Source organism: Brasilonema octagenarum UFV-OR1 (assembly GCF_963888615.1).
GTDB classification, from domain to species: domain Bacteria; phylum Cyanobacteriota; class Cyanobacteriia; order Cyanobacteriales; family Nostocaceae; genus Brasilonema; species Brasilonema sennae.
Genome location: NZ_CAWPKW010000276.1, coordinates 15,884 through 42,314, shown reverse-complemented (window position 1 = coordinate 42,314; position 26,431 = coordinate 15,884). Strand labels below are relative to the sequence as shown.

Here is a 26,431-nt window from a genome sequence, read left to right as displayed (position 1 = left end):
GGCTAGCTGGAATGGCGTTACCGTAGTAATTCTGGTCAGCAGGGTCGCCGTAGGGGTCTTGGCTAGCTGGAATGGCGTTACCGTAGTAATTCTGGTCAGCAGGGTCGCCGTAGGGATCTTCACTTGCTGGGCGAACGTCGCGATCATCTTCGTTTGAGCGACCACCCAAAAAATCCGTTGCCTTGCGCAAAAAGTCGTCTACCATGACTTGTCTCCTTTTTATTTCCTTGCTTTATGTTGTGGTCTTTTTCTATCCTTTTTTGGTCTTGAGTGCAAGACTTTATGTGATTCTTATTTAATATGTGGGCGCTTCCTATGGAATAATATTCAGTTAAATCGCGACCTGTCGTACGCCCATTCTAGGCTTGGAAATCCCGATACTATTGATAACAACAGCACAGGAACACAAGTAAATCCTTAACTCAAAATTATCATGCAATTTTTCAGGTTATCCATCTTGCCTTTGAGAGAAGTTGCATTCATCCTCAAGAAGTACGAAGGTAAGTAGATAACAAATAAGAACCGTAATTATATTTAAAATTTAAGAGAAACTTTTCTCAAGTTAGAGTGATACAAAAGACATTTTTCAATGGGCGATCCTCTGAGTGTACGTTATCTTCAGGCGATCGCCCAGTCAGGATTAAGCTTGAGCCATTGAGGATACAGTCGTTCTAATATAGCTTAAGTGTCAGTACCTGCAGGATTAACTTTGCTATGCATGGCTAAAACTCCCATGAAACTCTTCCCTGTACCGTGAACGACTCACCTGGATAAACCCGCAGTGGGCTTATAGCCGTCTCAAAGTAATCCACGTTAAACAAATTCCGGAAATCCACCTGTGCGCGGAACTGTCTTCGCTTATAAAAAAAAGTATTCCTTGGTGTATTTTCAACAAACAAGTTTAATCAAGTTGACAGATAAGCTTTTTTGTGTGTCAGGTTTAATGAGCTACTGCACCACCCGTAACCTTGACTTTTTTTAGGAATAAAATAGCAATACCACTCAGTAACAAAGCAATTGCAATAAAATAGAAACAATCATTAAAAGCGTTAACAAAAGCTTCACGACGCACAACATTATCAATAGCTTTTATGGCTTGGTTCTGTGCTGTACTCAAATCAGAACCACGACTGACAAAATATTGAGTCATTTGATTGATTCTCTCTTGAGTTGCTGGATTATATAAAGATACTGATTCACCTAATCGATTGGAGTGAAATTGTTCTCTGTTTGTTAATAGAGTCGCTAATGCTGCAATTCCTAGAGAACCACCCAGATTACGCATCATATTAAATAAACCGCTTGCTGAACCTGCGTCTTTCGGACTCAAACCAGCAGTTGCAATAGATGTCAGTGGTACCATGATAAGTGGTTGTCCCATTGCGCGAACAAGTTGCGACCAAATTAATTGGTCATATCCCGTTTGATAAGTCATCTTGGAATTCATGAATGCACTTACAGAAAACAAAGTTACACCCACGGCAACCATTAACCGCACATCAATGCGTTGCATCACTTTTGGAAGAAAGGGAATAATAAACAATTGGGGAATTCCCGCCCAAATCAGCACTTGACCAATTTGCAGGGCATTGTATCCTTGAATTTGAGCGAGATACAGCGGCAAAATATAGATAGAACCATACAATCCCACTCCCAAGGAAACATTAACAATACTTGCTAAACCAAAGTTACGAGATCGCACAAGTCGTAAATTAATAAATGGCTGCTTGCGAGTTAATTCAATCCAGAAAAAGATTGTTAGGAAAATAACCGCTAAGATACTCAAGCGCACAATTAACGCTGAACCAAACCAATCTTTGCGGCTACCTTCTTCTAAAACAACTTGTAAAGAAGCCAACCCAATTGCCATTGAAATAATTCCCCACCAGTCCCCTTGTTTTAGCAATTGCAATTGGGGTCTTTCTTGCTTAATTCCATACCAAACTCCAGCAAGCATCAACAACCCTGGAACTACATTTATGTAAAAGCTGTAGTGCCAACTAAAGTTTTCTGTTAACCAACCTCCTAATGTTGGACCAATTGATGGTGCAAAAACTGCTGTAATCGCAAACGCAGCTAATCCAATTGCTTGCTTGGATGGAGGTAAAGTTGTTAGTACAACAGTCATCGCGGTGGGGATTAAAACCCCTCCGGTGAAGCCTTGTAAGGCGCGGAAGACAATCATGGAATTGAGATCCCATGACCAAGCACAGCATACAGAAAAAAAGATAAATAAGGCGGTGTTAACTAACAAATACCGTTTTAGGGAAAACACGCGCGACAACCATCCGGTTAAAGGAATGACTACAATTTCCGCCACAAGATAAGCAGTAGAAATCCAAGAACCTTCTTCTAAAGTCGCCGCCAAACTCGCCTGAATATCTTGTAGTGAAGAATTGGTTATCTGAATATCCAGCACCGCCATAAATGCGCCTAGCATACTCGCCGTAACACCAATCCAGGTTCTCAACGGTATCGGTTGATTCGAGGAAGATTGTGTAGAACCTTGATTCCCTTGGTTATCAACTGCATTTGTTTCAGCCACAGCAGTACTCCAAGTATTAAATTAGATAACGGAATTAGGAATCACTTTAGCAGATTTAGAGTGAGGTATGATTGGCAGGCGATCGCCTGCATAATCTTTAGACATCTTTGTGCTACAAGTTTAGGTACAAAGTCTTGTGGTATTTAGTCTCTGTCTTCGGCTTGGAATGCCTTGATCGCGTATGCGAACGCCACGATGGCTGCGTGCAGCACGCTCGATATTTCCGAATGCGAAACGATGCCAATCTCATCGATCTTATTAGTAGGGAGTGGAACAGTCAGTGACGCTTCGGTACAATGCGCGCATCCATTGTCGTGAGCGTTTCCCTTAGAGAAGCCTGTGCATGTGTCGCTCGTGGTGACGCATTGAGCAGTGCGACGGGCTTGCCCACTAGTTCTCCGCTGCCGACTACCCAGTCGAGTGCATTCTTCAACACGCCCGGCACACCATGAGCGTACTCTGGACTCGAGATCAATATGCCGTCAGACATATGTAGTCGGGCACGAAAGTCAATCACTGAAGGCGGTTCAGAACCCTCAAGATCAGGATTGAAGTGCGGCAGATCGCCGAGATCCCCATACACGTTAATATCAACCCCCTCTGGTGCGAAGCTAGTCGCAGCGCGAAGCAGAACTGTGTTTGATGAGGCAGTCCGAAGGCTACCTGAGATACCAAGAATTCGTATTACTCTAAATTCTTTTATCATGCCTTTCATTTTTTAACGTTTCGCAGTTGCTAATATACCCTTTCGCTCATAAATTGCGAGTACCATTTTTCTTAACTCAGGCAACTGTTTGGCAAAATAGATAGACGCGAAAATACAAGCAATACCATCAATTATTAAAGTGTAAGGAGCGCCGATTTGACGCGCTAATGCACCTGCCACTAAATTCCCAAAGGGTATTATTCCTAAAAATGACATTGTGTATAAGCTCAGAACCCGTCCACGCTTTTCCTCTTCAAGAATGGTTTGTAAAACTGTGTTACTACCGGCAATTACGAGAATTACTCCTAAACCAACAAACAACATTGCCAGTAAAGAAAGTGGAAGCAAGCGCGACAAGGAAAAGGCAATCAAAGCAATTCCTGCAATTGCTAGACCCAAAACAATCACTTTACCAAGTCCCATAACTGTTTGTCGCGTCGCTAAATGAATACCACTTGCTAATGCTCCGACTCCCGACGCAGCCATCAAAAATCCTAAAGTTTCTGCACTCCCTTTGAGGATTTCTTCTGCAAAAATCGGAGCAATAACGGTGTATTGCATTCCGAAAAAGCTGAAAAAAGCTATTAATAATAATATTGCTCGAATTGGTGGAAAACTAAAGGCATACACAAACCCTTCTTTCAAATTTTGCAAAGGATTGCCATTAGTAACTGTAGTTTCCCAAGGCTTAATTTTCATCGCTAACAAAGCGATAATCACAGCAATGTAGCTTAAACCATCAATTAAAAAACAGTAACCTGCGCCGACTCTGGCAATAAGTAAACCACCAATTGCAGGTCCAATCAAGCGCGCACCATTAAACATTGTTGAGTTGATAGCTATGACATTTGCTACATCGTCTCTGCGTTCCACTAACTCTATTACAAATGCTTGTCTTGCTGGTCCATCAAAGGCATTATTAAATCCTTGCAGTAAACTTAAGGCGATAATGTGCCAAATATCAATCATGCCTGTAAAAGTCAGTACTGCTAGCGCCAACGACTGAATCATCGCTATTATTTGCGTGCCAATAAGAATACGATGACGGGAAAAACGATCCACAAATACCCCACCTAAGGGAGTCAAAAAAAAGTTGGGAATTTGACTGGTAAATCCAACAACCCCCAACATAAATGGGTTGTTGGTTAGGTGATAAACTAACCAAATCGTGGCAAGTTGCGTCATCCACGAGCCAATAAGGGAAATGCCTTGTCCAGCAAAAAACAAACGGTAGTTTCTTGACCTGAATGCTGGTAACAGTGGACTTTTTCTAGTTGTTTGTGCGTTCATTCAAGGGTTACTTTATACAAATTAAATATCCTTTCATAGATATCATTTGACACTATACCTAACCCCTCTCTACAGGTGGAAAAGAATACCATTGCTTTTGGAAGAGGTTTTAGGAACAAATTTTTCCTTGTACCCTATCCTCTCGTCCTACTTGACTTTTACACTGATTTCTGCTGACATTCCCGGTGTAACCCGTGATTCATAACCTTTGATGCTTTGTTTATCGAAAACAATTTTGACAGGAACACGTTGCACAATTTTCGTAAAGTTTCCTGTGGCGTTATCTGGTGGTAAGAGGGCAAACTGTGCGCCGGAAGCTGGCGAAATACTATCAACGCGACCCTTAAAGGGATGATGGGGTAAAGCATCAACTTTAATCTCCACTTCCTCTCCTGGCTTCATGTTTTCCAACTGAGTTTCTTTAAAGTTGGCAACAATCCAAGATTCGTCATTGACGATCGCCATTAAAGGTGTTCCTGCTTGTACCCGGTTGCCAACTTCCACCGTTTTGCGCCCTACCCGTCCGGCTGCAGGAGCAGTAATGTTGGTGTAGGATAACTGCAACTGGGCGTCTTTCAAGGATGCGTCTGCTTGAGCTATGGCTGCTTTGGCTGCTTCATACTGGTTGCGGTTGACTGTTGTTTGTTCTCCACCTGCAGTCGCTTGTTGCAGTCCACCTTTGGATGCTGCTAGTTTTGCTTGAGCACTCACTACTCCTTCTTGTGCTTGCGCTAGTTGCGATTGTGCTTTTGCGACGCCAACTCTGGCGGAGGCTAATCGTGCTTGCGCTTGGTTAACTCCTTGAATCGCAGCATCCTTTTGGGCAACAGCCACATCATACGCTGACTTAGCAGTATCTAATTGCTGACGGGGAATTGCTCCTTGTTGAGACAAGGTGTTGTAACGGTTGTAATCAGCTTGCGCTTTTTGCAAATTGGCGTTTGCTTGGGCAACTTCGGCTTGTGCTGCGGGAATTCCTGCTTCTGCCTGTTTTACCTCAGCTTGTGCTGCGGGAATCCAAGCTTGTGCTTCCTGTACGGCGGCTTGCGCTGTGGAAATCGCTGCAACAGCACCGCTAACATCTCCCTGTGCTTGAACTGTCTTTGCATTCGTTGTTTTTGAGGCTAAGTTAATATTTGCTTGTGCTGCTTGCGCCTGACGACGAGCATTTTGTAGCGCCGCATCAGCTTGTTGCACTTTGCTTTGATAATCCCGTGGATCAAGTTTTACCAGCAATTGTCCTGGTTGTACCTCCTGGTTATCATTCACCAAGACTTGACTTATGGTTCCGGGAATGCGAGTACTGACTTGGTGTAAGTGTCCGGCAACTTGAGCGTTGTCTGTCTCTTGGTGAGTGGAAGCATACTGCCACCAGTGATAACCAAAACCTCCACCAACTACAGCACCCACACCCAATGCTGTCAAAATCAAACCTATCGGTTTTTTCTTCTTTGGTGTTTCCGGCGGTTGGGGTTTGACTTGCTTGTTCTCAGTCTCAGCCTGAGTATGCACATCAGCTTCTGGAGTTGTTTGTGCTGGTAAAGTTTTATTTGTAAAATTTTCTGATGTTAAAGCTTCCAAAGTTTCTGTGTCTTTAACGAGTTCTTTCTCCAGAACTGCAGTTTTGTGTTTGTTACGTCCGTTGGAGTTGATGTTGTTTGTGCGTTCCATGATAGTTAAGCTCCAGTATCGTTTTTACCCAGTGTAATATTTAGAGCACTAAATATTTAGGCAGATTTATTTAATAGATGTTTATTTAGAATACGTAATATTATAGAGAAAACAACCAAGAAAGCACCTCACCCAAATGGATGATTGATTCTAGGATAAATTCTCGATTGCCTGATTCATAAGTTGGGAAAACTGTTCTCGTTCAGCGTAAGAAATACCGTGCATAGCTTGCTCGCGAATTTCTACCGCAATAGCTGGTAAGACTGTTTCGAGTTCTCTGCCTGCATCTGTTAGCCAAATACGCCAGATTCGGCGATCGCGACAGTCACGTTCTCGGCGAATCAAACCTCTTTCTTCCATTCTGTCCAATACGCCAGTTAACGTACCTCCCACCTGTTGCAGTTTGTCTCCAATACTAGAAGTTGGTAAACCGTCTTCCTCCCATAAACAGCAAAGCACTACCCAGTGGAAGGGAGTTAGTCCAAACGGCTCCAACCGCTCAGTCAACTTCCGACTTAACAGTTGTGAGAGAATTTTAATCCGGTAACCTAAACCGTATGGTGCACGGACTTGCTGCCATGACTCCAAATCTTGAGACTTGTTGGGTTTATAGACCATTTTTCATAAAACTTAGTGTGCGTAATATTAAGATAGCATTATTCAATTATATAGCAATGAATTATAGCCATTATTTGATGAGTTTAGTAACCTCTCTTTTAGAAAACTGGCACATTAGATTTGGGGCTACTTAAAACCGCAGATGCACAAGGCAGTGAGTGTTTTGGGGAACCAGCGCCGTCGTCGGGAGAGTTTCACAGGCTTAGACGCCCACCAGAAGGTTTGTTGTAGGATAGCGACTGGCGTTGGGTTCCCCTGAATCTGGAACCAAACCGTGCGAACAAACAACAGAGAAATTACTTATTGTGTGTGTATCTGTCTCTACTGTGCTGTACAACACTTTTGAATAAAGTGGGAGGCTTGTTTTGAAATCAAGCTAATGATTAAACATTAGACAAGGAGTAGACTTGACCATCTATTAACAGTCGAGTGATTCCTTTTGCTTCTAGATGATAACGAGCCTTGTGCAGCATTTTAGTATCAGGAATTTTAATCACGCGATCGCGCTTGGTTGAGAAGCGCTTTGCGACTCGATGGTTATCGAATACTGGTAGCGTTCTTTGTTGAGTTTCCAGGCTAGGAATTTGTCCCAAGTCGCCAAATTCCCGCAGTGGACGAGTGATTAATTCTGAGGAACGATCTATAACTAAATAGCAAGTTTTGGGCAAAGCCGCTGATGACAATGGTAAGACTCTTACTAAGGCTTCACCCGATCTTGGTCTTGTGACTAAAGGTTGAGCTGGTTCAAAGTCTTCGTCGTCATATTCCTCATCATCATCATCATCCAAATCCTCCAAATCATCTGACTCGTCTAGCAAATCTTCGCCAAACATTTCCGCTATCACATTCGCCTCTGGACGTGTATCTTCCAAAAGCGGACTAGGAATGGTGGTGATTTCTAGAGGTTTTATTTCTAGAGGTTTTATTTCTGGAGGTTTTATTTCTGGAGGTTTTATTTCTCGGGGTTTTGTTCTAGAAGTTCCAATTGCTCGGCAACTGGTTGCTCATATGGTTGCTCATATTGCTTAGCTCGGACTGGTAAAATTGGTTTTGTCTCGGCTGAGGAGCGCCGCTTCACTCGTCTGCTAGCATGAGTTGGCTCATCAACTTCCACAAGCTGCAAGTTTTGTGCAACGACAGGTTCTTCTTGCGGTAAGACAACTGCTGCTGCAGGAGACTCTGACGACTTAGGCGTCTGGGGAACTTGCAGGGGCGCAATCTCAACGACAGTTTGCGAAACTTCAGGCTCTAAAGCTTTTTGCTCTTGTTTCTCGTCTTCCTGTGACTGGTTGCTAAAAGCCGGCAGATTGTCGTAGCTAACTTGTGCCCTTCCTTCAGGGGTTCTTGCAGCACGCTTTAAAGACACAAGGTATTCATACTCATCTTCTGGCAGAGTACTTTTGAGTAAGCGGCTAATTGTCGAGTTACTCACGTCATAGCGTTCTGCCAAAGTTGAGGTTGTTTCGGCAGTTTCGCGGTATAATTTGAGAATTTCGTGTTTATCTGGTTCTGTTAGTTTTCTCACGGTAGACACCACAAATTTCTAAACTGTTTTTCTTCCACTGACACGTCGCGAACGGATAAATTATGCGTCGTATTCCTCCAACAGCGCCCATGCCAAATAAAACTCCACTTCACGCCCAAAATACCTCTAAATATCTCTCTATTTTGATAGTTACGAACCCAACTTGTGGCCCATTTAAAGCGCATCATGCCCAACCCCAGGAAAAAATCAGTGCTCACAAAAAACAGAACCGCAAGGGAAACGATAAGTTTTTCTTGCAAGACTATTTCTGTACAACTGACAAATATCTTTCCAAGGAAATATAAAAACATAACGATACTGATGACTAACTAAACACTATCACCACTCTTGTATTTGTGGACTGCGCCAATTTCTTAAGCATAAGACACCAGCAGCCAGATCAGCTATTGCTTCAAAAATATATGTTCCAATAACATTGCACTCAGCAGGCTTTCGGAGCAAGAGTGAATATGACATTATACTACTAAACACCATAAATTGTAGAAGTGCTAGCAGACTCTAACTTAGGATAGCCCAGACAATGCCTTGAGTGGAGAACATAGTTTTGAGATGGTGTAACTCGGTGTTAGCGCTACTCATAGAACTTTACTGTAGAAATGCACTTTTTTAGCAGCTTTTTGGCTGAATAATACTTCAAAAGACAGATTTGATAAAACTGAACCAGTCAGTTTCAACCTAAAACTGGTACTGCGATCACGCCTATGACTAACCAATATGCCATTTGCTTTGTTTCTAGTGTTTGTTCATTGACTCACTTTTGCGACGACTTGGATCTTAGCTTCGCCGAGGTGAAATCTGCAATAATTTTAGATTGCCTTTTGCTTAGGTTTATAGATATAATGTATAAAGTGACTGTCCAACGAGGCAGTTATTTGGATTGGGCGCGTAGCTCAGTGGATAGAGCCACGGATTTCTAATCCGTTGGTCGCAGGTTCGAACCCTGCCGCGCTCGTTTTAAATTTGACCAGTCGTTAATCAGCAACCCAGTGTCTTCAGACACTGGGTTGCTGAATATTTATCCTTACATACTTGACCTAAGCTCCAGGTCCAGCCGTGACAATCACCAGCTTATCTGGATGAATAAGTTCTTGTATTGTCTGTTGCACCTGAACCGGAGTCACTGCTTGAATTCGTTTAGGAAATTCTCGGATTTCTGTTTGAGAAAGACCATAAACGGCATTATCTAAAATCATGCTCGCTACGCTACTAGGATTAGCTAATTCTACAGGGTAGCTATTGGTGATTGAGCGTTTGGCTGTATTCAATTCAGCTTGGGTGATTCCTTGGTCTCGCAACTGCTTAAGTAAAGCCAGAGTGCTGGTAATAGCCTTCTGAGCATCTCCTGGAGCGGTCTGCATCTGAATTAAGAATGGACCAGGATTGATACCTGTAGAAAAGCCACTGTAGATACCGTAGGTTAAACCTTGGCGATCGCGCACCTCTGTACCCAAGCGACTAGATAAGGTATCGCCGCCCAAAATTTGATTGAGTACCAAAGCAGAATAGTAACGAGAATCTTTGCGTGCGATACCATTGTAACCTATGTAGGTAACAGCTTCCGTCTTACCGGGAATCACTGAACTCAACTGTTTCATTGTTTGCGGTAAGGACACCGCAGGTAAATTAAGAGTCGGTGGCTTACTCTGAACTTGCCATTTATCGAAAGCTTTATTGAATTGTGCTTTCACTTGGTTAGGGTCAAAGTCACCAACAAGGGCGATCGTTGTCGTATCTGGGCGATAGTGTTCCTGGTAAAAGCGAAGCACATCAGCACGAGTTACGCTCTTTAAGCTTTCTTCTGTAGGAAAGCTATGAAAGGGATGATTTTCAGGGTAAATTGCTTGTTGGAATACCCGTCGTCCCAATCCGCGAGGATCATCGAGTTGTACTTTCAGACTTATCAAAGCCCGCTGACGAGTAAGTTCTAGTTGCTTATCTGGGAAGGTAGCATTTTGTACTACATCTGCCAGAGTTTGAATTAATATCGGCATATTAGCAGACAACCCATTTCCACCAATACCAACTCCTTCACGACTAGCAGCGAATCCCAAGCTGACTCCCTTATCTTCCAGGGTTTTTGCTAGAGTTAGAGCATTTTTGGTTTGAGTTCCATTCATTAAATTGGTTGCAACCAAACTTGCTAAACCTGCTTTCTGATTAGTATCAAATTCAGCACCAGCATCAATTTGTCCACTGAGATTTACAGTGGGGACACTGTGATCAGGTAGCAGCAAAACGCGCAAGCCATTTTTGAGTGTGAATTGCTGTGGTAACGGTTGTTGAGTCGAAGCAGTGGCTGATGTTGCAGGAGGGAGGTATTTAGCAAGTTCTGCTGGATCAACTGGCTTACCAGGGCTGAAGTTTTCTACAGTGCGACTAGAAGCACCACTGGAACTCCCTGGCTTACCACCTGGTAGAGTGGGTTCAAAGAAGCCGATAGTTTGTTTAGCAGGATTGAGGTAAGTTTTCGCTACTCGCTGTATATCTGCTGCTGTGAGTTTGGCAATTGCTTTAAGATATCCCTCAACATAACGATAATCCCCAGCGACAGTTTGGTTATATCCTAGCTGTGTCGCCTGAGAGGTGATATCTTGGTTACTAAGTACAAAGGAAGCTTGGAGTTGCGTCTTTGCTCGGTTCAATTCTTCTGTGGTAACTTGTTTTTGTTGCAGTTGAGCCAAGGACTGTTGCAACACCTGAGCAATTTTTGATGGGGGTTGACCTGCAGCAGCTGTGACATTAATTTCGTACCAACCTGGTTCGATGAGTTCTGAAGGACTTGCACCCACCGAGCTTGCCAAGCCTGATTCTACCAAGGTTTGGTAAAGCTGTGAGCTACGTCCGCCCGTGAGAATCACATCCATCAGATCAATTGCTGGTACGTCTGGATGATTAACATTTGGTAGAGGATAAACGACTTGCAATAATGCAGCGCTTCCTGGTTCTTTTAAGACGATAGGTGATTTTTTAGAAGTAGAGCTAGAAGAAGAGGAGGGAGGGGGTGTTTTTTTAGGAGTAGAGGTAGAAGAAGGTGATTTTTTAGGAGTAGAGGTAGAAGAAGGTGTTTTTGAAGAATTTTCCTTAGTTTGGCTGTCTTGTTTCCCCCGATTTGGTAACTTCCCAAAAGTTTTTTGGACAGTTTTCAGCACAGGTTCTGTGGCAAAATCTCCCGTAATAACTAGAGTGGCATTGTCAGGGCTGTAGTAGGTTTTGTAGTAGTTCCGTACCTGCTCCACTGTGAATTGCTGTACATCGGCTTTTGTACCTCCTACGGGTAAACCATAAGCCCGTTTCGGGAAAGCTGCTCGCATCACAGCCCGATTAAGGCGATAGCTTGGAGAATTTTCGTATCCTTGTAATTCCGAGATGACGACGCGCTTTTCACTTGTCAGTTGTTCAGCCCCAATTAAAGCGCTTTCCATGCGATCAGCTTCTAAGGTGACTAGGGCTTCTAATTTGTCGCGTTGCACTGTGCCAAAATAAGCTGTCTCGTCATAACTCGTAAAAGCATTGGACTGACTTCCCAAAGCACTAAACAGCCGACCAAATTGTACTGGACGATCTGTGGTTCCTTTGAACATCAAATGCTCTAGCTGGTGAGATATGCCACTCTCTCCTGCTTTCTCGTTGCGCGAACCAACTCGATACCAAACCTGCACACTCACCACAGGTGCGGTGTGGACTTCCTTAGTTAAGACTGTTAAACCATTTTTCAATACCGTTTTACGTACCCCCTGAGTGAGGGCAACATTAGACACAGGTGTTACTGCACTTGGTGTTGCAGCATTGCTAAAATAGCCTCCTGAGAGCACTCCACTTAAGAGGAAGCTTATAAAAAAGACTATCAAAATGAATGGACGCAGTTTGGGGAAAAAAGGCATGATAGGTCACACAAAAAATAAACGGCGTGGTGTGAATAAATATATGCTATAAAAATGCTCCTTTGCTATCTACCATACAAGAGAGCACAAATTGTGGTGATAGGAGCAAACTTAATTTTTCCTTGAGATAACTCTAACAAGCTAATATGACGGATCAATGACAGTTGTTTGTCACTCCCATGACTGAATCAGTGAGCAGTGAGCCAGCGCTGCAGGAGGGTTTCCCTCCGTAGGCGACTGCGAACCCGAAGGGTTAACAGTGAGCAGTTATCATTTTCCCTTTCCCTTACTCCTTTGAACTTTAAATTGCTGAATGAGCGATAAGCGAAGCTTGCATCCATTGGCAGATCGCACTCCTTGGACTCCTGTCCATGCAAAATTACACCGCACGATCCGCTCTCGTCACCTCTTTGAGCGCAACCAACGACTATTAGTTGCAGTTTCAGGTGGACAAGATTCCCTGTGTCTGATCAAAATACTGTTAGATTTACAAAAAAAATGGGGATGGTATCTAAGTATTGTCCACTGCGACCATTGCTGGCGTTCCGACTCCCAAGCAAATGCTAAGCATGTAGAAAACTTGGCAAAAAATTGGGGTGTTTCATTTTATATACGAACAGCAGACGAACCTTTAAAAAGCGAAGCTGCTGCACGTAACTGGCGGTATCAAGTTTTTAGTGCGATCGCCCAGGAAAACCAATTTCATTGCATTGTTACAGGTCACACAGCTAGCGATCGCGCTGAAACTCTACTTTACAACTTAATTCGCGGTACAGGTGCTGATGGCTTGCAAGCATTAACATGGCAACGACTGCTGGATAATGGCATCGTGCTTATACGCCCACTGTTAGAAATAACTCGTATGCAAACTGGGCAATTTTGCCAAGACTTTCAGCTACCTCTTTGGGAAGATTCAACAAATCAAGATTTGAAGTTTGCCCGTAATCGCATCCGTCAAAATGTATTACCATATTTGCAAGAAAATTTCAACCCTAAAGTTGAATCAGTTCTTGCCCAAACTGCTGAAATTTTGCAAGCAGAAGTAGAATATTTAGAACAAGCTGCCGTAGAGTTGCGACAAGAGGCGATGGTGATATCGCCAGATGAGGCATATTCAATAAAGCTGAACCGTGGCGTATTACAGAAAGCGCCACTGGCGCTACAGCGTCGCGTCATGCGTCAGGTATTACAAGAAATAATTCAGAGTGCTTCTAGTTTCGAGCAAATTGAAAAACTAATTGCTTTAATCAATGCACCAAACCGTTCGGAGACTGATCCATTTCCTGGAGGTGCGATCGCCCAAGTTGAAGGTGAGTGGATTTACTTCAAACAGTTATGAATATAACTTTCTGGCTCGCATTCAGACGAATGGGGAATCAGACTCCTCGACTCAAGAGCCAGTCGTACTGAATGCTCGATTATTTTTTTCTGTGCTTATTTCAACATTTCTGAGTTCTGACAACTGACTCCTGAGTTCTTTGTTAAAACTTCCTGCTGCCTTTCGAGCACTTTCAGGGCATGATTGAGATATTCGCGTACTGTTTGTGTAAAAGCAAGGCTAGTAGACACTTGAGCAAGTAACTCGTTTAGTGCTGGACTTTGCTGATTATCCAACACAGCAGAGTACGAACACTGTGTTTTGTACTCTTCCAAGCGACGTTGCTCACCCCGCAAGTGCTCCCATGCTCCTTCGAGTTCTTTACGGTTGCACGAAATCTCCGTTTGCAACTTTTCAATTTCCTGGCGGGAAGCTTCTAGTTGTTGTTGTTGCGCCTCCAAGCGCTGAAATTTATCCTCCATTTGTTGCAGTTGTTCCAAACGCTCTTCCATATCCATTTCACGCCGATTTAACTCTTGGGCTTGAAACGTCAGAGACTGCTTCCACTGGTTAATTTCTTCTTCTCTAAGCTTACATTTTTCCACCTGACGGGAAAAATTCTGCAAAATATTTACGATCGGACGTCCCGCCTCTTGAATCCGTTGTACTTTACGCTTGGGATTGATTTCAACCAATACGAGGACTCCATCACTTAATTTGCTAGCTTCCTCAGCAGGAACCACTTCTTCAGAAACTGTACTCCAACTTTGGTCAGTTCGTTGACAAGCCAATAGTTTTAGTTCAGTTTTGCCACCACCAAGTAAACCGCCTTTCTGCTTTTGTACTTCTGCTAAATACAGCACACTGTTATTCCTTTTGTGTACTTAAGACTCCTAAAATCAGTGAACAATTATCTACGTATATAAGTAAAAAAGGATCATAAAAGTTACTCTTAACAGTTAAACCCAACACCAGAGGCAGTTACCTGCACCTACGTTTGTGCAGCAGGTTGTCTCACCCTTCGGGTATGTTCTATGCGTGAAGGATACGCTACTTTGTATGCCAAATGGCAGGCTGTGCGATTTTTTTTATTTTTATCCCACGGCTGAAATATTTCAATTTTATCGTCCATCATTTTTGTATGATTAATCACTTGTATCCAAGATAGCGATTATCGTTTGAATCACATACACACATGTCATGTTACGTCTATACTGTATGAACACACAACAAATACCTGTTATAATTTGTCACCTATTTCTATTGTGTACTGATGTTTTGTGTTTTACAGCCGTATAATTGCTAACTTTTTTATAACTGAGATAGCATTTTGATTCGGATAGGGTACTCTTGACAGGTTGGGATAGAATTATTTTATACAGTAAAGACGGTTAGGGAAATCAGCAAGTGTTCTAAGCAGAAACGTCTACATCAGGAGGTATATGGGCGTCATATGAGTACAGTTCTGATAGTGGAAGACAGTGTTACACAGAGGGAGATGATTACAGACCTATTAAAAGCGAGTGGTTTAACAGTAACCCATGCGAGTGATGGAGTAGAAGCATTGGAGGCAATTCAAACTGCTTGTCCCGATTTAGTCGTTTTGGATATAGTCATGCCTCGGATGAATGGGTATGAAGTTTGTCGTCGCTTAAAGTCTAATCCTAAAACCCAAAATCTTCCGGTAGTGATATGTTCTTCCAAAGGTGAAGAAGTTGATCGCTACTGGGGTATCAAACAGGGAGCCGATGCCTATATAGCTAAACCCTTCCAACCAACTGAGTTGGTTGGAACAGTCAAACAGCTGTTGCGAGGATAAGGATGAACACAAAATGATCACTCAAGCGGACTTTTTAGGAGGAAGTGGACAAGAGCAGTCCCGTTCTGAATTAGAAGTAAAAAGTCCAGAAAAAGAGTTATGTCTAAGATTTTATATTCCCTTCGGCTCCGCTCAGGGTGAACCCTTGCGTCAGGAGTTTGCACTACTAGCCAGTGATATTCGGGAGGTAATTGAACTAAGTCCTGATAGAATTACCCCAATTCCTAATACTTCTTCCTTGGTTTTGGGTGCTCTAAATCTACGAGGTCGAGTGATTTGGGTGGCTGATTTGGGTCAATTTCTAGGACAAGGAACCACCTTAAATACCAATCGTTCTCAGATTCCTGTGATTGCTATAGAACAGCAAGATATAATAGTCGGTTTAGCGGTTGAAGAAATCGGCGGTATGGACTGGCTTGATAAAAAGCAGCTAAGGGTATCTATGAGGAGTGTACCAGATACAATGGCTCTGTTTTTACAAGGAGAATGGATATTAGGGGCTAAAAAAAATCAGTGTTTACGGCTGCTTGATCACAAAGCAATTTTACGAAGTGCGCTATGGGTTGGGTAAAAAATGAGTTAGCCCAACTCGCTTAGGTCCTATGTCCTATGCCTACGGCACTTGGCTTGGGCGGACAGACACGAAGAGCGCGTATGCCCAGAGAAAATGCTATGTGTAAGTCCCCTTGGGACACGCTCTTGCAATGCCTGATTCGTGCGTGCGCTTACAAAATAAAGAATCTTTTTTCAATGAGCGCCTGAGTGAATTTTCAATTTAAGTGCAGCGAGTTGGGGCACCGCAGATTTTTCAGTCGTTTAATGAAGCGACAGAATGAAATGGAGGCACAAAAGGGTAGTGAGTATAAAAGAGTATGAGCAGACCTATGTTCAGGCTTATAAAGCTTACGTGCAAGGAAACTACAAACAAGCAGCCACTCTGATCGATCAACTGGTGCAACATTTACCATATGACCCTAATATATCTTTGCTGCGGGGTCACATATACTATGTTTTGCAGCAGTGTGATGTGGCAAAAATAGAATACCAAAAAGTTTTAAAGTTTACAGATGACCAAGAAATTATTCGCCTTGCCCGCAATGGTCTTGACAATATAAAAGAATATCAACAAAAGCTAGATGCTCAAGATTTTGAGAAACACGATAAAAAAGACAATAATTTTCCTGATTCTTCTCAATCTCAAACAGTGAAGAAACAAGAATTAGAAAATTCGGCAGAGAATCAAAATTTTAAGACTAACAGTAGCAGCTTTCATTTAAATTCCTTAAATGAACTTCAAAAAGCTGTAGACGACATGGAAGAGCTACCTATTAGCAGTCCATTTGATATATCAACAGACGATAGTATCGTATCTGATACAACGTTCAATTCAAAAGAAAATTTTAGCGATAGCTTTTCTGATGTTATTCAACAAGAAGCACGGCAACTATCTAATGTGAATCATCAAGAAGCGAAAGCAGAGAATACAAATACTTTTAAGGCTGACAAAATAGAGTCTTTAGAGGACTTTGATCAATTTGACGATTCAGGGAATATTCCGGGATTCAACTTCAGACAAAATTCTCCCTTTGAGGAACCACAGATATCTTCAACATCTGTGGAAAACAACACTTCACAACCCACTCAGGCAGAGACTACACTCACTCAGCAAAATTACGATTTGACTTGGGATAGCACCCTCAAAGGTGATGGAGCTTTTCTCCTGCCCGGAAGGGACGATTGGGCTTTGCGTAGTAGCCAAGATGCTCGTGATTCTGAGGTGTTTATGAGTACTGGTTCGCAACGAAAAGTCCCAGTCATTATCCGAGCTGATCTGTGGAACAGAAAACCTCAAGTCTCTGTCAAGCAAGGTTTTCTTGCTCCATTAGCAAATGCCCCTCTACAAACTAAACAATGGATTGTCGCTGGTACAGTGGGTGTTGTTTCTGCCCTGGTTGTTGCTGGAGTCAGCTTTGTTTATGCGAAGTTGTCGCCAGTTGAACAACGGGAGTTGGTACAAAACACAGGTAGGGTAATGACTTTGGCATCTGGAATTGCTGGGTTTGCTAGCGCAGGTATTATGGGGAGTCTCACCCAGAGGCAAATTTACCGCACAGCTAAAGATCTACAAGCCCAATTTGATGCTGTGCGCCAAGGAAACTTTAATGTCCAAGCCACCGTGTATTCAAAAGACGAACTTGGGCAACTGGCAGCTGGCTTTAACCAAATGACTCGTGTTATATTAACGACTACTAATGAAGCTACACGTAAAGCTCAAGAACAAGAGGAAGCTAGAGAAAACCTGCAACGCCAAGTGATTCACCTGTTAGACGATGTAGAAGGAGCTGCCAGAGGAGATTTGACAGTGCAAGCTGAGGTAACTGCCGACGTACTTGGAGCGATCGCTGATGCTTTTAACTTCACAATTCAAAACCTGCGGGATCTGGTACAACAGGTGAAAGTCGCTGCGCACGAAGTTACCAGAGGGGCAACCAATTCGGAAACCTTTGCTAGGGCCTTATCTGGGGATGCCCTACGACAAGCGCAAGAATTGGCGGTGACGCTGAATTCTGTACAAGTTATGACTGACTCAATCCAACGTGTCGCACAAGCAGCACAGCAAGCAGAAGCTGTTACCCGTGATGCTAGCGATATTGCTCTTCAAGGTGGACAAGCAGTAGAGAATACTTTGGCAGGGATTTTAGAAATTCGGGAAACTGTAGCGCAAACAACCCGAAAAGTGAAGCGACTGGCAGAGTCTTGCCAAGAAATTTCCAAGATTGTGGCGTTGATTTCGCAAATTGCTTCTCGGACGAATCTGTTAGCACTCAATGCTAGCATTGAAGCGGCACGCGCTGGAACTGCCGGACGAGGTTTTGCAATTGTGGCGGATGAAGTACGCCAGTTAGCAGATAAATCAGCTAAGTCGTTGAAAGAAATAGAACAAATAGTCATGCAAATTCAGAGCGAAACAGGCTCTGTGATGATTGCGATGGAGGAAGGTATACAACAGGTCATTAAAGGTACGAACTTGGCAGAAGAAGCCAAGCGATCGCTAGAAAAAATTATTCAAGTCGCCAAGTGCATCGATGCTTTAGTGCGTGGGATTACCTTGGACACTGTTGAACAGACCGAAACCTTCAGTACTGTGGCTGAAGTTATGCAATCTGTAGAATTAACAGCGCAAGACACTTCACGAGAAGCACAACGAGTATCTGGTGCTTTACATAGTTTGGTGAGTGTATCTGGTGAGCTGATCACCTCCGTTGAACGTTTCCAAGTCGAAATCTCTGAAAATACAAGATAACTAGTTAATAGTCTATAGTTCAATGTATAAGTCTTGACTTTTGAATATAGACTATTAACTATTGATTTTTGACTGTTGACCAATGACTTAATGATTAAAAACTATGCTGCCAGAACAACAACAGCGCATTTTGGGTTACTTCATTGAGGAAGCAAAAGACCACCTAGATACGATAGAAAAGGGCTTGCTGAATCTCCAGAGTACCCTTGATAACCCGGAAATGATTAACGAAGTTTTTCGGGCGGCTCACTCCATTAAAGGAGGAGCAGCAATGCTTGGTATGAGTAGCATTCAACACACGGCTCACCGTTTGGAAGACTATTTTAAGGTTCTCAAACAGCATCCAATTCAAGTTGACCAAAAATTAGAATCTTTGTTTCTTGGTGTATCTGATACCTTAAAAGCGCTGTTAGAAAGTTGCACCGAACCTTCTGGTCTTACTGATGAAATGGCACAGACCCTAATGTCAGAAACTGAACCGGTCTTCAAATGGCTGCAAGAACATTTGGACTTACTAGTAGAAGAAAGTCGCAAGAAACTTACAGAAAATATAAGTATCTTAGCAAAAGTTTCTCCTGCAACTTTGCCACAGACTCTACCACAAAGAAGTGAAAGTTTGCAAAACCTACAAACTGTGCAAAGTCAAGTTATCCGGATATTACGGGAAATGTTGCAACTGTTTAAACAAACTGCAACACCGCAAACACGGCAAAGCCTTTATAAGTGTTGTGACGAGTTAGCTGAACTTGGTGAAGAATTCAATTGGTCTAACTGGTGTAGTTTGTGTCGAACAGCAGGAAGTGCGATCGCATTTCCACAAAATACCTATCTCACTCTCGCTAAAACCGTTATTACAGATCTTAAACAAGCTTTAGAATTAGTTATTGCAGGTAAAGAAACTGAAATAACAATTAGTCAGCAATTGCAGGCACTCATCAGGGTAGAACAGACAACTGAATTGTTAGAAAAACCCCTGATTTTGGCAGGTGAGTCAGATAGCCCAACAGAACTATTAGAATTACCACCAGTTATATCTTCTAGCACTTTATACTTGGAATATAGTAAAGAAATAGCACAAACAACAAGTAATGCCACTTATACAAGCTTTTTGGACATTGCTGAACATGACAGAATTACTAGTTTATCTGAACTGTCTGAGCAATTCAATAGCAATGATAACCCTCCTTTAACTCATACAACAGATACGAAGAACCAAGAACAAGAAGTCAGAAGATCTAACTTAAATCTCCTGGCTGATTTTTTTGAAGGTGACAGTTTAGAAGACCAAATGTGGGACAAAGAAGAAATTTTAGAGATTAACGCTGAGGATAAATTAAAAAGAGATGTTAGCAATGGCAACACCGAAGAAACTAATAACGTCCTTGAAAAATTAATTGATAAAAGCACAATTCGTACTCAGCAGCAAGCAATAGAAACAGAAGAAGATACTCTTTTGTTTTATGATGATTTATTAGAAGACAATTTAGAATCCGATCATCAGACAACGAGTCACTTAACTGAAGAGTTAACTTTTGAGAAAAAACTTGCACCACAAGATATAGCAGAAATTGTAAAAACTCCATTAGAACAGTTTGTTGGTACTGGGGAAAAAATACAAGATAAAGTGACTAGTCTCTTAGAACTCTTACTAGATGAAAATCAACAATTATACACAGGACAAATTAATCAAAGACAAACAGAGACTATTGCCAATATTGAGCTTTCCAAAAAACAAGAAAGTAGCTCTCATGATTTATCATTACAATCGATAAAAGCAAAACTAATAGAGGCAAGAGATTATCCTCTGTTCACTAATGTAAAAACAATATCAGATCAAGACGAAATCTTAACTTTAGAAGATCTATTTATTAAGACAGCAGAAGATAATATAATAGGCTTGCCTGGGGAAAAATCAACTTCTTATGAACTCAAGAGTTCGCAGATTGAAATAGAAAATTTTAATAAGTTTTGGGAACTGGAATTAAAGGGAAAAAATGACGATTTTTCTCCTCCCGATCAACAGCATGTAGCAAGTGAGTTAGAAGAAATTTTGTTGGCTACCGCTGCTGAAGACTTTTTTTATGATGTAGTAAATCAGTCCAAAACTTCTACCTTAGATAGTTTGATGTTTGAAGATTCGGAACTTAATTTGAACATGGAAGAACAACAACTAGATTTGTTGTTTTTATCAGAAAGCGACGATGATTGGTTTCAAAAGTTAACATTAAATATCAAAGAATCATCTTCTATTGACACGACTATAGGTACCCAAAGTACATCTATAGTATCTCAGATAGATTTGAGTTTGTTTTCCCAACAACCAGAAGCTGTAGAATTAGCTCCAGAATTTACGATATTGTCTTTAGAAGCTGAAAATAAGCAAGAGTTAGTTAACAATGGTTTTTTGACACAAGAACTTCAAGATATTAATTTGAGGGTGAACTCTGAGTGCTCACACCAACAGCCAGAGATTATAAACACAGAAGCAGATTTGGATGGCGATAATTTTTTACAGCTAGATTCAGCACTTGATGTCAAGGAAAATTTGTTCAGAATAGAAGCAGTTGATTCAGAAGATGAATTAACTCAAGAAATTGATATCTTCTTGAATGGCAACTTGACTGAGTTAGATGAGTTACTAAGCGAGGAAGTAGTATCAGAGGTCAATGCAGAACTCAGATCAGAAGAAAGAACCGCTCAAGGAAAATTATTGGGTGTAGCAGCAAACCAGGTAACATCAGATAGAGGCAAGAAAGATTTGTCTCCTCGTCCCTTTGTCTATCGCACGACAAAATTTGAACAACTAATAAAAGTTCCAGTTAAGCATCTGGATGATCTGAGTAATTTAGTAGGAGAATTAGTCGTTAATCGCAACACGTTGGAACAAGACCAACAACGTCTGCGACAGTTTTTAGATAACTTGCTGCTTCAAATGCAGCAGTTGAGTAATGTCGGGGCGAGAATGCAGGAATTGTACGAACGATCGCTATTAGATGCATCTGTTAACCCGAACCGCAGTCATCACAGCGATGATTACAATAAAGATATAGACAGAGGTTTGACTAAATTGGAAATGGATCAGTTTAGTCCTTTTCATACCCTGTCGCAAGAAATGATTGAACTGATTGTGCGGGTACGTGAGGCAGCCAGTGATATTGATTTTGTAACAGAAGATACCGAAGGAGTCGCGCGACAGTTCCGACAGGTGACTAACCAGCTTCAAGAAGGGATAATGCGATCGCGAATGGAACCATTTGCGGAAGTCACCACTCCTTTAGAACGAGGAGTGCGCGAAAGCGCTATCAAGTGTGGTAAACAAGCGCAACTCGTTATCGAAGGTCGAGAAACCTTGATAGACAAAGTGATTCTGGAACATCTTAAAACCCCACTGACTCATTTACTGAACAATGCGATCGCCCACGGTATCGAAACACCAGACATACGACAAGCGATTGGTAAGCCACCTGTGGGAGTTATAACTGTCCGCGCATTCCATCAAGGTAATCAAACTGTCATTTCGATCAGTGATGATGGCGCAGGTATTGACATAGAAGCGGTGAAGGCAAAAGCCATTAAGATTGGCATAATAACGCCAGAACAAGCTAAAAGCTTATCTCGACATCATGTTTACGATTTACTGTTCCAACCAGGTTTTAGTACCAAAGAAAAAGAAGATGAATTAGCAGGTCGTGGTATCGGTTTGGATGTTGTTCTCGCTAGAATGAGCGAAATGCGAGGGAAAATTAATATTCATTCCACTCTCGGCGGGGGAACAACTTTCACTATTTGTCTACCCCTGACTCTGAGTATTTGCAAAGCCCTTTGCTGTATATCTGATAAAGCGCGCATTGCTTTCCCAATGGATGGTGTGGAAGATACCTTAGATGTTCCTGTAAAAAATATCCAACAAAATTCTGATGGGCAGAAATACATTCCTTGGCGTAACACACTCCTGCCATTGCAACAACTCAAAGAAATTTTAACTGTTCATCGTCAACTGAGTCGAGGTAGTATTTATGGTGGTCATCGGGACGACGATATGATTTGTGTTGTTGTCGTGCGATCGGCAAATGTCCTTCTTGCCCTACAGGTAGATCAAGTGCTTAACGAGCAAGAAATCGTGATTAAGCAATTTGAAGGACCGTTGCCCAAACCTATTGGTGTTGCTGGTGCGACGATCCTGGGTGATGGTCGTATTATGCCTATTGCGGATGTTATGGAAATTATTGACATCTTCCAAGGACGAACCTCCAAACAGCGTAGTGCCAGTCTTTGCCAACAGCAGCAGACTCCTACTATACAAGAAACGGCTGCTGTGGAAATGAACCCCACAGTGCTGATTGTGGATGACTCAATTACAGTACGGGAATTGTTATCACTGACATTTAATAAAGCAGGTTATCGTGTAGAACAGGCGCGTGATGGTCAAGAAGCCTGGGATAAACTGCGTTGTGATCTACCTTGTGATATTGTATTTTGTGACATTGAAATGCCTCGCTGCGACGGCTTAGAGTTGCTATCTCGCATCCAGAAAAACCCTAACCTCAAGCATTTGCCGATTGCTATGCTTACCTCACGGGGTGCACAAAAGCACAGACAAATGGCAATTCAAATGGGTGCAAGCGGTTATTTCACCAAACCATATCTTGAAGAAGTCTTACTAGAAGCCGCATCCCGGATGCTCAAAGGCGAAAAACTTGTTGACTGATGAAAACTCTACAGCGATTTTTGTTCATCTTACTCACAACTATCATTATATGTAGGTGGTTGTTAGCTCCTGATATTGCAATTGCCAAAACTTATACTGACTGGCATTCATCAATACAAAATGGCATAACTAAGGACCAACCCCTACACTATGTAAAACTACCCTCTTCACACCGAAATATGTCTGAAAAAAAACACTTGAGCTATCCAGTTAGCCCCAAAAACAATCAAGTTGATGATTACCACGGTACTTCAGTAGCAGACCCTTATCGTCCCTTAGAAAATCCTGACTCAGTAGAAACAAAGGCTTGGGTAGAAGCACAAAATAAAGTGACTTTTGGCTATCTTCAGGAAATTCCTGCAAGAGAAAAAATTAAGCAGCGTCTCACCAAATTATGGGATTACGAAAAATATAGTCTTCCTTTCAAAGAGGGTAAGCGTTACTTTTACTTTAAAAATAACGGACTGCAAAACCAGTCTGTTTTATACACCTTAACTTCTCTCGACGCTGAACCAAAAGTTTTACTTGACCCAAATACACTTTCAGAAGATGGTACTGTTGCTCTTTCAGGAACAACTATTAGTGAAGATGGTAATTTTTTAGCATACGGTCTATCCACTGCTGGTTCTGACTGGCAAGAATGGAAAGTGAGGGATATTGAAACAGGTATTGACCTCAAAGACCACTTGAAGTGGATTAAATTCTCTGGTGCATCCTGGACAAATGATAGTAAAGGGTTTTTCTACAGTCGCTATGATGAGCCAAAGGAAAAAACAAAATTAGAAGATGTTAATTATTACCAAAAGCTTTACTACCATAAACTGGGAACACCTCAATCAGAAGACTTACTGATTTACAATCGTCTAGACCAGAAAGAATGGGGATTTAACGGTGATGTCACAGAAGATGGACGTTACCTTATTATTTCTGTATGGCAAGGATCTGACCCTAGAAATTTAGTTTTCTACAAAGATTTGACGAACCCAAAAGCGAAAGTTGTAGAACTGATTCAGGAGTTTGAGTCTAGTTTCAGTGTGATCGATAATGACGATTCTATCTTCTATTTCCGCACTGATTTCAACGCACCAAGAGGACGAGTCATTGCTATTGATACTAAAAATCCGGCACGAGAAAACTGGAAAGAAATCATCCCTCAAGCGACAGAAACTTTAGAAGGCGTTAGTATACTTAATAACCAGTTTGTTGCTGATTATCTTCAAGATGCTCATAGCCAAATTAAGATTTTTGACCTAAAAGGCAAATTGATACGTGAGGTTAAATTACCAGGACTCGGTTCAGCCGGTGGCTTTCATGGCAAGCGACATGATACCGAAACTTTCTATAGTTTCACCAGCTTTACCACACCAGGAACCGTCTATCGCTACGACATGGTAAGCGGAAAGAGCACACTTTTCCGTCAGCCAAAGGTAGCTTTTAACCCCGAAGATTACGAGACAAAACAAGTTTTTTATAAAAGCAATGATGGTACAAAAGTCCCAATGTTTCTTACTTATAAAAAGGGGATTAAATTAGATGGTAATAATCCTATATATCTCTATGGTTATGGTGGTTTCAATGTCTCTCTAAGCCCCAACTTTTCTGTCAGTAATTTAGTATGGATGGAAATGGGTGGTGTGTATGCTTTGGCTAACTTACGCGGTGGCGGTGAGTATGGGGAAGAATGGCATCAGGCGGGTATGAAGTCGAAAAAGCAAAATGTGTTTGATGACTTTATTGCTGCTGCTGAGTGGCTGATTGCCAACAGTTATACAAAGCCTGCTAAGTTAGCAATTGGCGGTGGAAGTAACGGCGGATTACTTGTTGGTGCTTGCATAACTCAACGTCCCGATTTATTCGGTGCTGCTTTACCTGCTGTGGGTGTTATGGATATGTTGCGCTTCCATAAATTTACTATTGGTTGGGCATGGACTTCTGAATATGGCTCGCCAGACAATCAAGAAGATTTCAAAACACTTTACGCTTATTCGCCATTGCACAAACTTAAACCAGGTACAGCATACCCAGCAACAATGATTACCACAGCCGATCATGACGATCGCGTTGTTCCCGCCCATAGTTTCAAATTTGCCGCTGCTTTGCAAGCTGCTCACAATGGTGATGCGCCAGCACTGATTAGAATTGAGACAAAAGCGGGACATGGTGCTGGTAAGCCTACAGCAAAGATCATTGAGGAAATTGCAGATAAGTGGGCATTTTTGGTGCGTACATTGGATGTGAAAGTTTAGTCTCTACAAAAACGCAAAAACGCAAAAACGCAAAGAATTCTTTGCGTTTTTGCACTAAATTTCAAGAAAGTTCTCTTAGGTAAATCGGTCGAGGCGTGAGTTGTCTGACAAGTGTTACATCCGCCGTCCAAAACTCGGCAGAAACACTTTCAGCGCAAGCTATAAATGCTGCATCATATAACGTAGGTAGTACATATCGCTCTGCAATTTCCCAAGCTTTCACCCGAATGACTTCCTCTTCTATGTAATCAATGGGAAGTTCGCAGAAGTCTTGAAAAAAACCCTGTGCTTCCTCTGTTGTGATCACTTTCATTCGAGTTTTCTTTCGCAGCACAGATCCTACCTCTGCCCAAGTAAATGCTGGAGCCACTAAGCGCAAGTTAAGACTTAATGCCTCTGTGACTAAGGTTCTAGCTTGAAGCTGATAAGTCTCTGGTACAAGGTAAGGTATCCAAACGCTGGTATCAAGGCACAGGACTCTAGTCATATCGATCCTCGCTCTCTCTGAGGCTACGGATCAACTCTGTAGAGGCTGATTGTATACCAGTTTTCACTTTAACTGCCTCGCTGCGAGCAATAATCCGTTGATGGGCTGCCCAACCCCTCCGACGTCGCACCTCCTGCTCTACAGCTTCAATGACTAAATCGTTCAAAGATTCATTGCCTTCCTTGAGACTTCTGGCTTTAGCAAGTAGATCAGATGGAAAACGGATTGTTACAGCTTCGCGTTCCATAGCAGCTTTTGTAACCAAATTATGATACCACTTATTGTAACCGCA

General features: G+C 42.1%; 14 protein-coding genes, 1 tRNA gene and 3 pseudogenes. 7 read left to right on the top strand and 11 right to left on the bottom strand.

The genetic code is table 11. From position 1 onward, the window contains the following. From AC5590_RS23545 to AC5590_RS23515, 7 genes and pseudogenes are all read right to left on the bottom strand, one after another. Positions 1-205 (bottom strand): annotated as a pseudogene (locus AC5590_RS23545) (hypothetical protein); the annotation flags it as partial. Positions 206-940: 735 nt separating this feature from the next. Next, positions 941-2,545, bottom strand: coding sequence for an MDR family MFS transporter (locus AC5590_RS23540; protein ID WP_246163084.1), 1,605 nt, complete (start codon positions 2,543-2,545; stop codon positions 941-943). Positions 2,546-2,822: 277 nt separating this feature from the next. Beyond that, positions 2,823-3,251, bottom strand: a complete 429-nt coding sequence (locus tag AC5590_RS23535) for an NADPH-dependent FMN reductase (protein ID WP_370460802.1) — start codon at positions 3,249-3,251, stop codon at positions 2,823-2,825. Between the two features lie 12 nt (positions 3,252-3,263). Further along, on the bottom strand, positions 3,264-4,541 hold the full coding sequence (locus AC5590_RS23530) for an MFS transporter (RefSeq protein WP_169265818.1): 1,278 nt from the start codon (positions 4,539-4,541) through the stop codon (positions 3,264-3,266). 147 nt (positions 4,542-4,688) lie between these two features. Then, positions 4,689-6,212, bottom strand: coding sequence for an HlyD family secretion protein (locus AC5590_RS23525; RefSeq protein ID WP_169265817.1), 1,524 nt, complete (start codon positions 6,210-6,212; stop codon positions 4,689-4,691). A 150-nt stretch (positions 6,213-6,362) separates the two neighbouring features. After that, on the bottom strand, positions 6,363-6,830 hold the full coding sequence (locus AC5590_RS23520) for a MarR family winged helix-turn-helix transcriptional regulator (protein ID WP_169265816.1): 468 nt from the start codon (positions 6,828-6,830) through the stop codon (positions 6,363-6,365). 383 nt (positions 6,831-7,213) lie between these two features. Next, a pseudogene (locus tag AC5590_RS23515) lies at positions 7,214-8,355 on the bottom strand (transposase). A 900-nt stretch (positions 8,356-9,255) separates the two neighbouring features. Here AC5590_RS23515 and AC5590_RS23510 point away from each other — a divergent pair. Continuing rightward, positions 9,256-9,328, top strand: a tRNA-Arg gene (locus AC5590_RS23510). Positions 9,329-9,410: 82 nt separating this feature from the next. Here AC5590_RS23510 and AC5590_RS23505 read toward each other — a convergent pair. Then, positions 9,411-12,257, bottom strand: coding sequence for a M16 family metallopeptidase (locus AC5590_RS23505; RefSeq protein WP_169265815.1), 2,847 nt, complete (start codon positions 12,255-12,257; stop codon positions 9,411-9,413). A 313-nt stretch (positions 12,258-12,570) separates the two neighbouring features. Here AC5590_RS23505 and tilS point away from each other — a divergent pair, with 313 nt between their 5' ends. Further along, a complete protein-coding gene (tilS, locus tag AC5590_RS23500; RefSeq protein WP_169265814.1) occupies positions 12,571-13,596 on the top strand; it encodes a tRNA lysidine(34) synthetase TilS in 1,026 nt (341 codons plus the stop codon). A 143-nt stretch (positions 13,597-13,739) separates the two neighbouring features. Here tilS and hmpF read toward each other — a convergent pair. After that, positions 13,740-14,438 (bottom strand): annotated as a pseudogene (gene hmpF / locus AC5590_RS23495) (pilus motility taxis protein HmpF); the annotation flags it as partial. Positions 14,439-15,028: 590 nt separating this feature from the next. Here hmpF and AC5590_RS23490 point away from each other — a divergent pair. The 5 genes from AC5590_RS23490 (at position 15,029) to AC5590_RS23470 (ending at position 25,652) form a co-directional block, all read left to right on the top strand. Next, complete coding sequence (locus AC5590_RS23490; RefSeq protein ID WP_169265813.1) at positions 15,029-15,394, top strand: response regulator transcription factor; 366 nt, start codon at positions 15,029-15,031, stop codon at positions 15,392-15,394. 13 nt (positions 15,395-15,407) lie between these two features. Beyond that, positions 15,408-15,965 (top strand): chemotaxis protein CheW, encoded by a 558-nt coding sequence (locus AC5590_RS23485; protein ID WP_169265812.1) that lies wholly within the window; start codon positions 15,408-15,410, stop codon positions 15,963-15,965. A 261-nt stretch (positions 15,966-16,226) separates the two neighbouring features. Continuing rightward, complete coding sequence (locus AC5590_RS23480; protein WP_169265811.1) at positions 16,227-18,698, top strand: methyl-accepting chemotaxis protein; 2,472 nt, start codon at positions 16,227-16,229, stop codon at positions 18,696-18,698. A 103-nt stretch (positions 18,699-18,801) separates the two neighbouring features. Beyond that, positions 18,802-23,406, top strand: a complete 4,605-nt coding sequence (locus AC5590_RS23475; protein WP_169265810.1) for a response regulator — start codon at positions 18,802-18,804, stop codon at positions 23,404-23,406. A 179-nt stretch (positions 23,407-23,585) separates the two neighbouring features. Further along, complete coding sequence (locus tag AC5590_RS23470; RefSeq protein WP_169265809.1) at positions 23,586-25,652, top strand: prolyl oligopeptidase family serine peptidase; 2,067 nt, start codon at positions 23,586-23,588, stop codon at positions 25,650-25,652. Positions 25,653-25,713: 61 nt separating this feature from the next. Here AC5590_RS23470 and AC5590_RS23465 read toward each other — a convergent pair whose 3' ends face one another. Continuing rightward, entirely contained in the window at positions 25,714-26,139 is a 426-nt protein-coding gene (locus AC5590_RS23465; protein ID WP_169265808.1) for a type II toxin-antitoxin system VapC family toxin, read from the bottom strand. Then, the gene (locus tag AC5590_RS23460; protein WP_169265807.1) at positions 26,132-26,386 is read right to left on the bottom strand and encodes a YlcI/YnfO family protein; all 255 of its coding nucleotides are present in this window, start codon (positions 26,384-26,386) and stop codon (positions 26,132-26,134) included. The genes AC5590_RS23465 and AC5590_RS23460 overlap by 8 nt, the downstream gene beginning before the upstream one ends. Between the last annotated feature and the right edge of the window lie 45 nt (positions 26,387-26,431).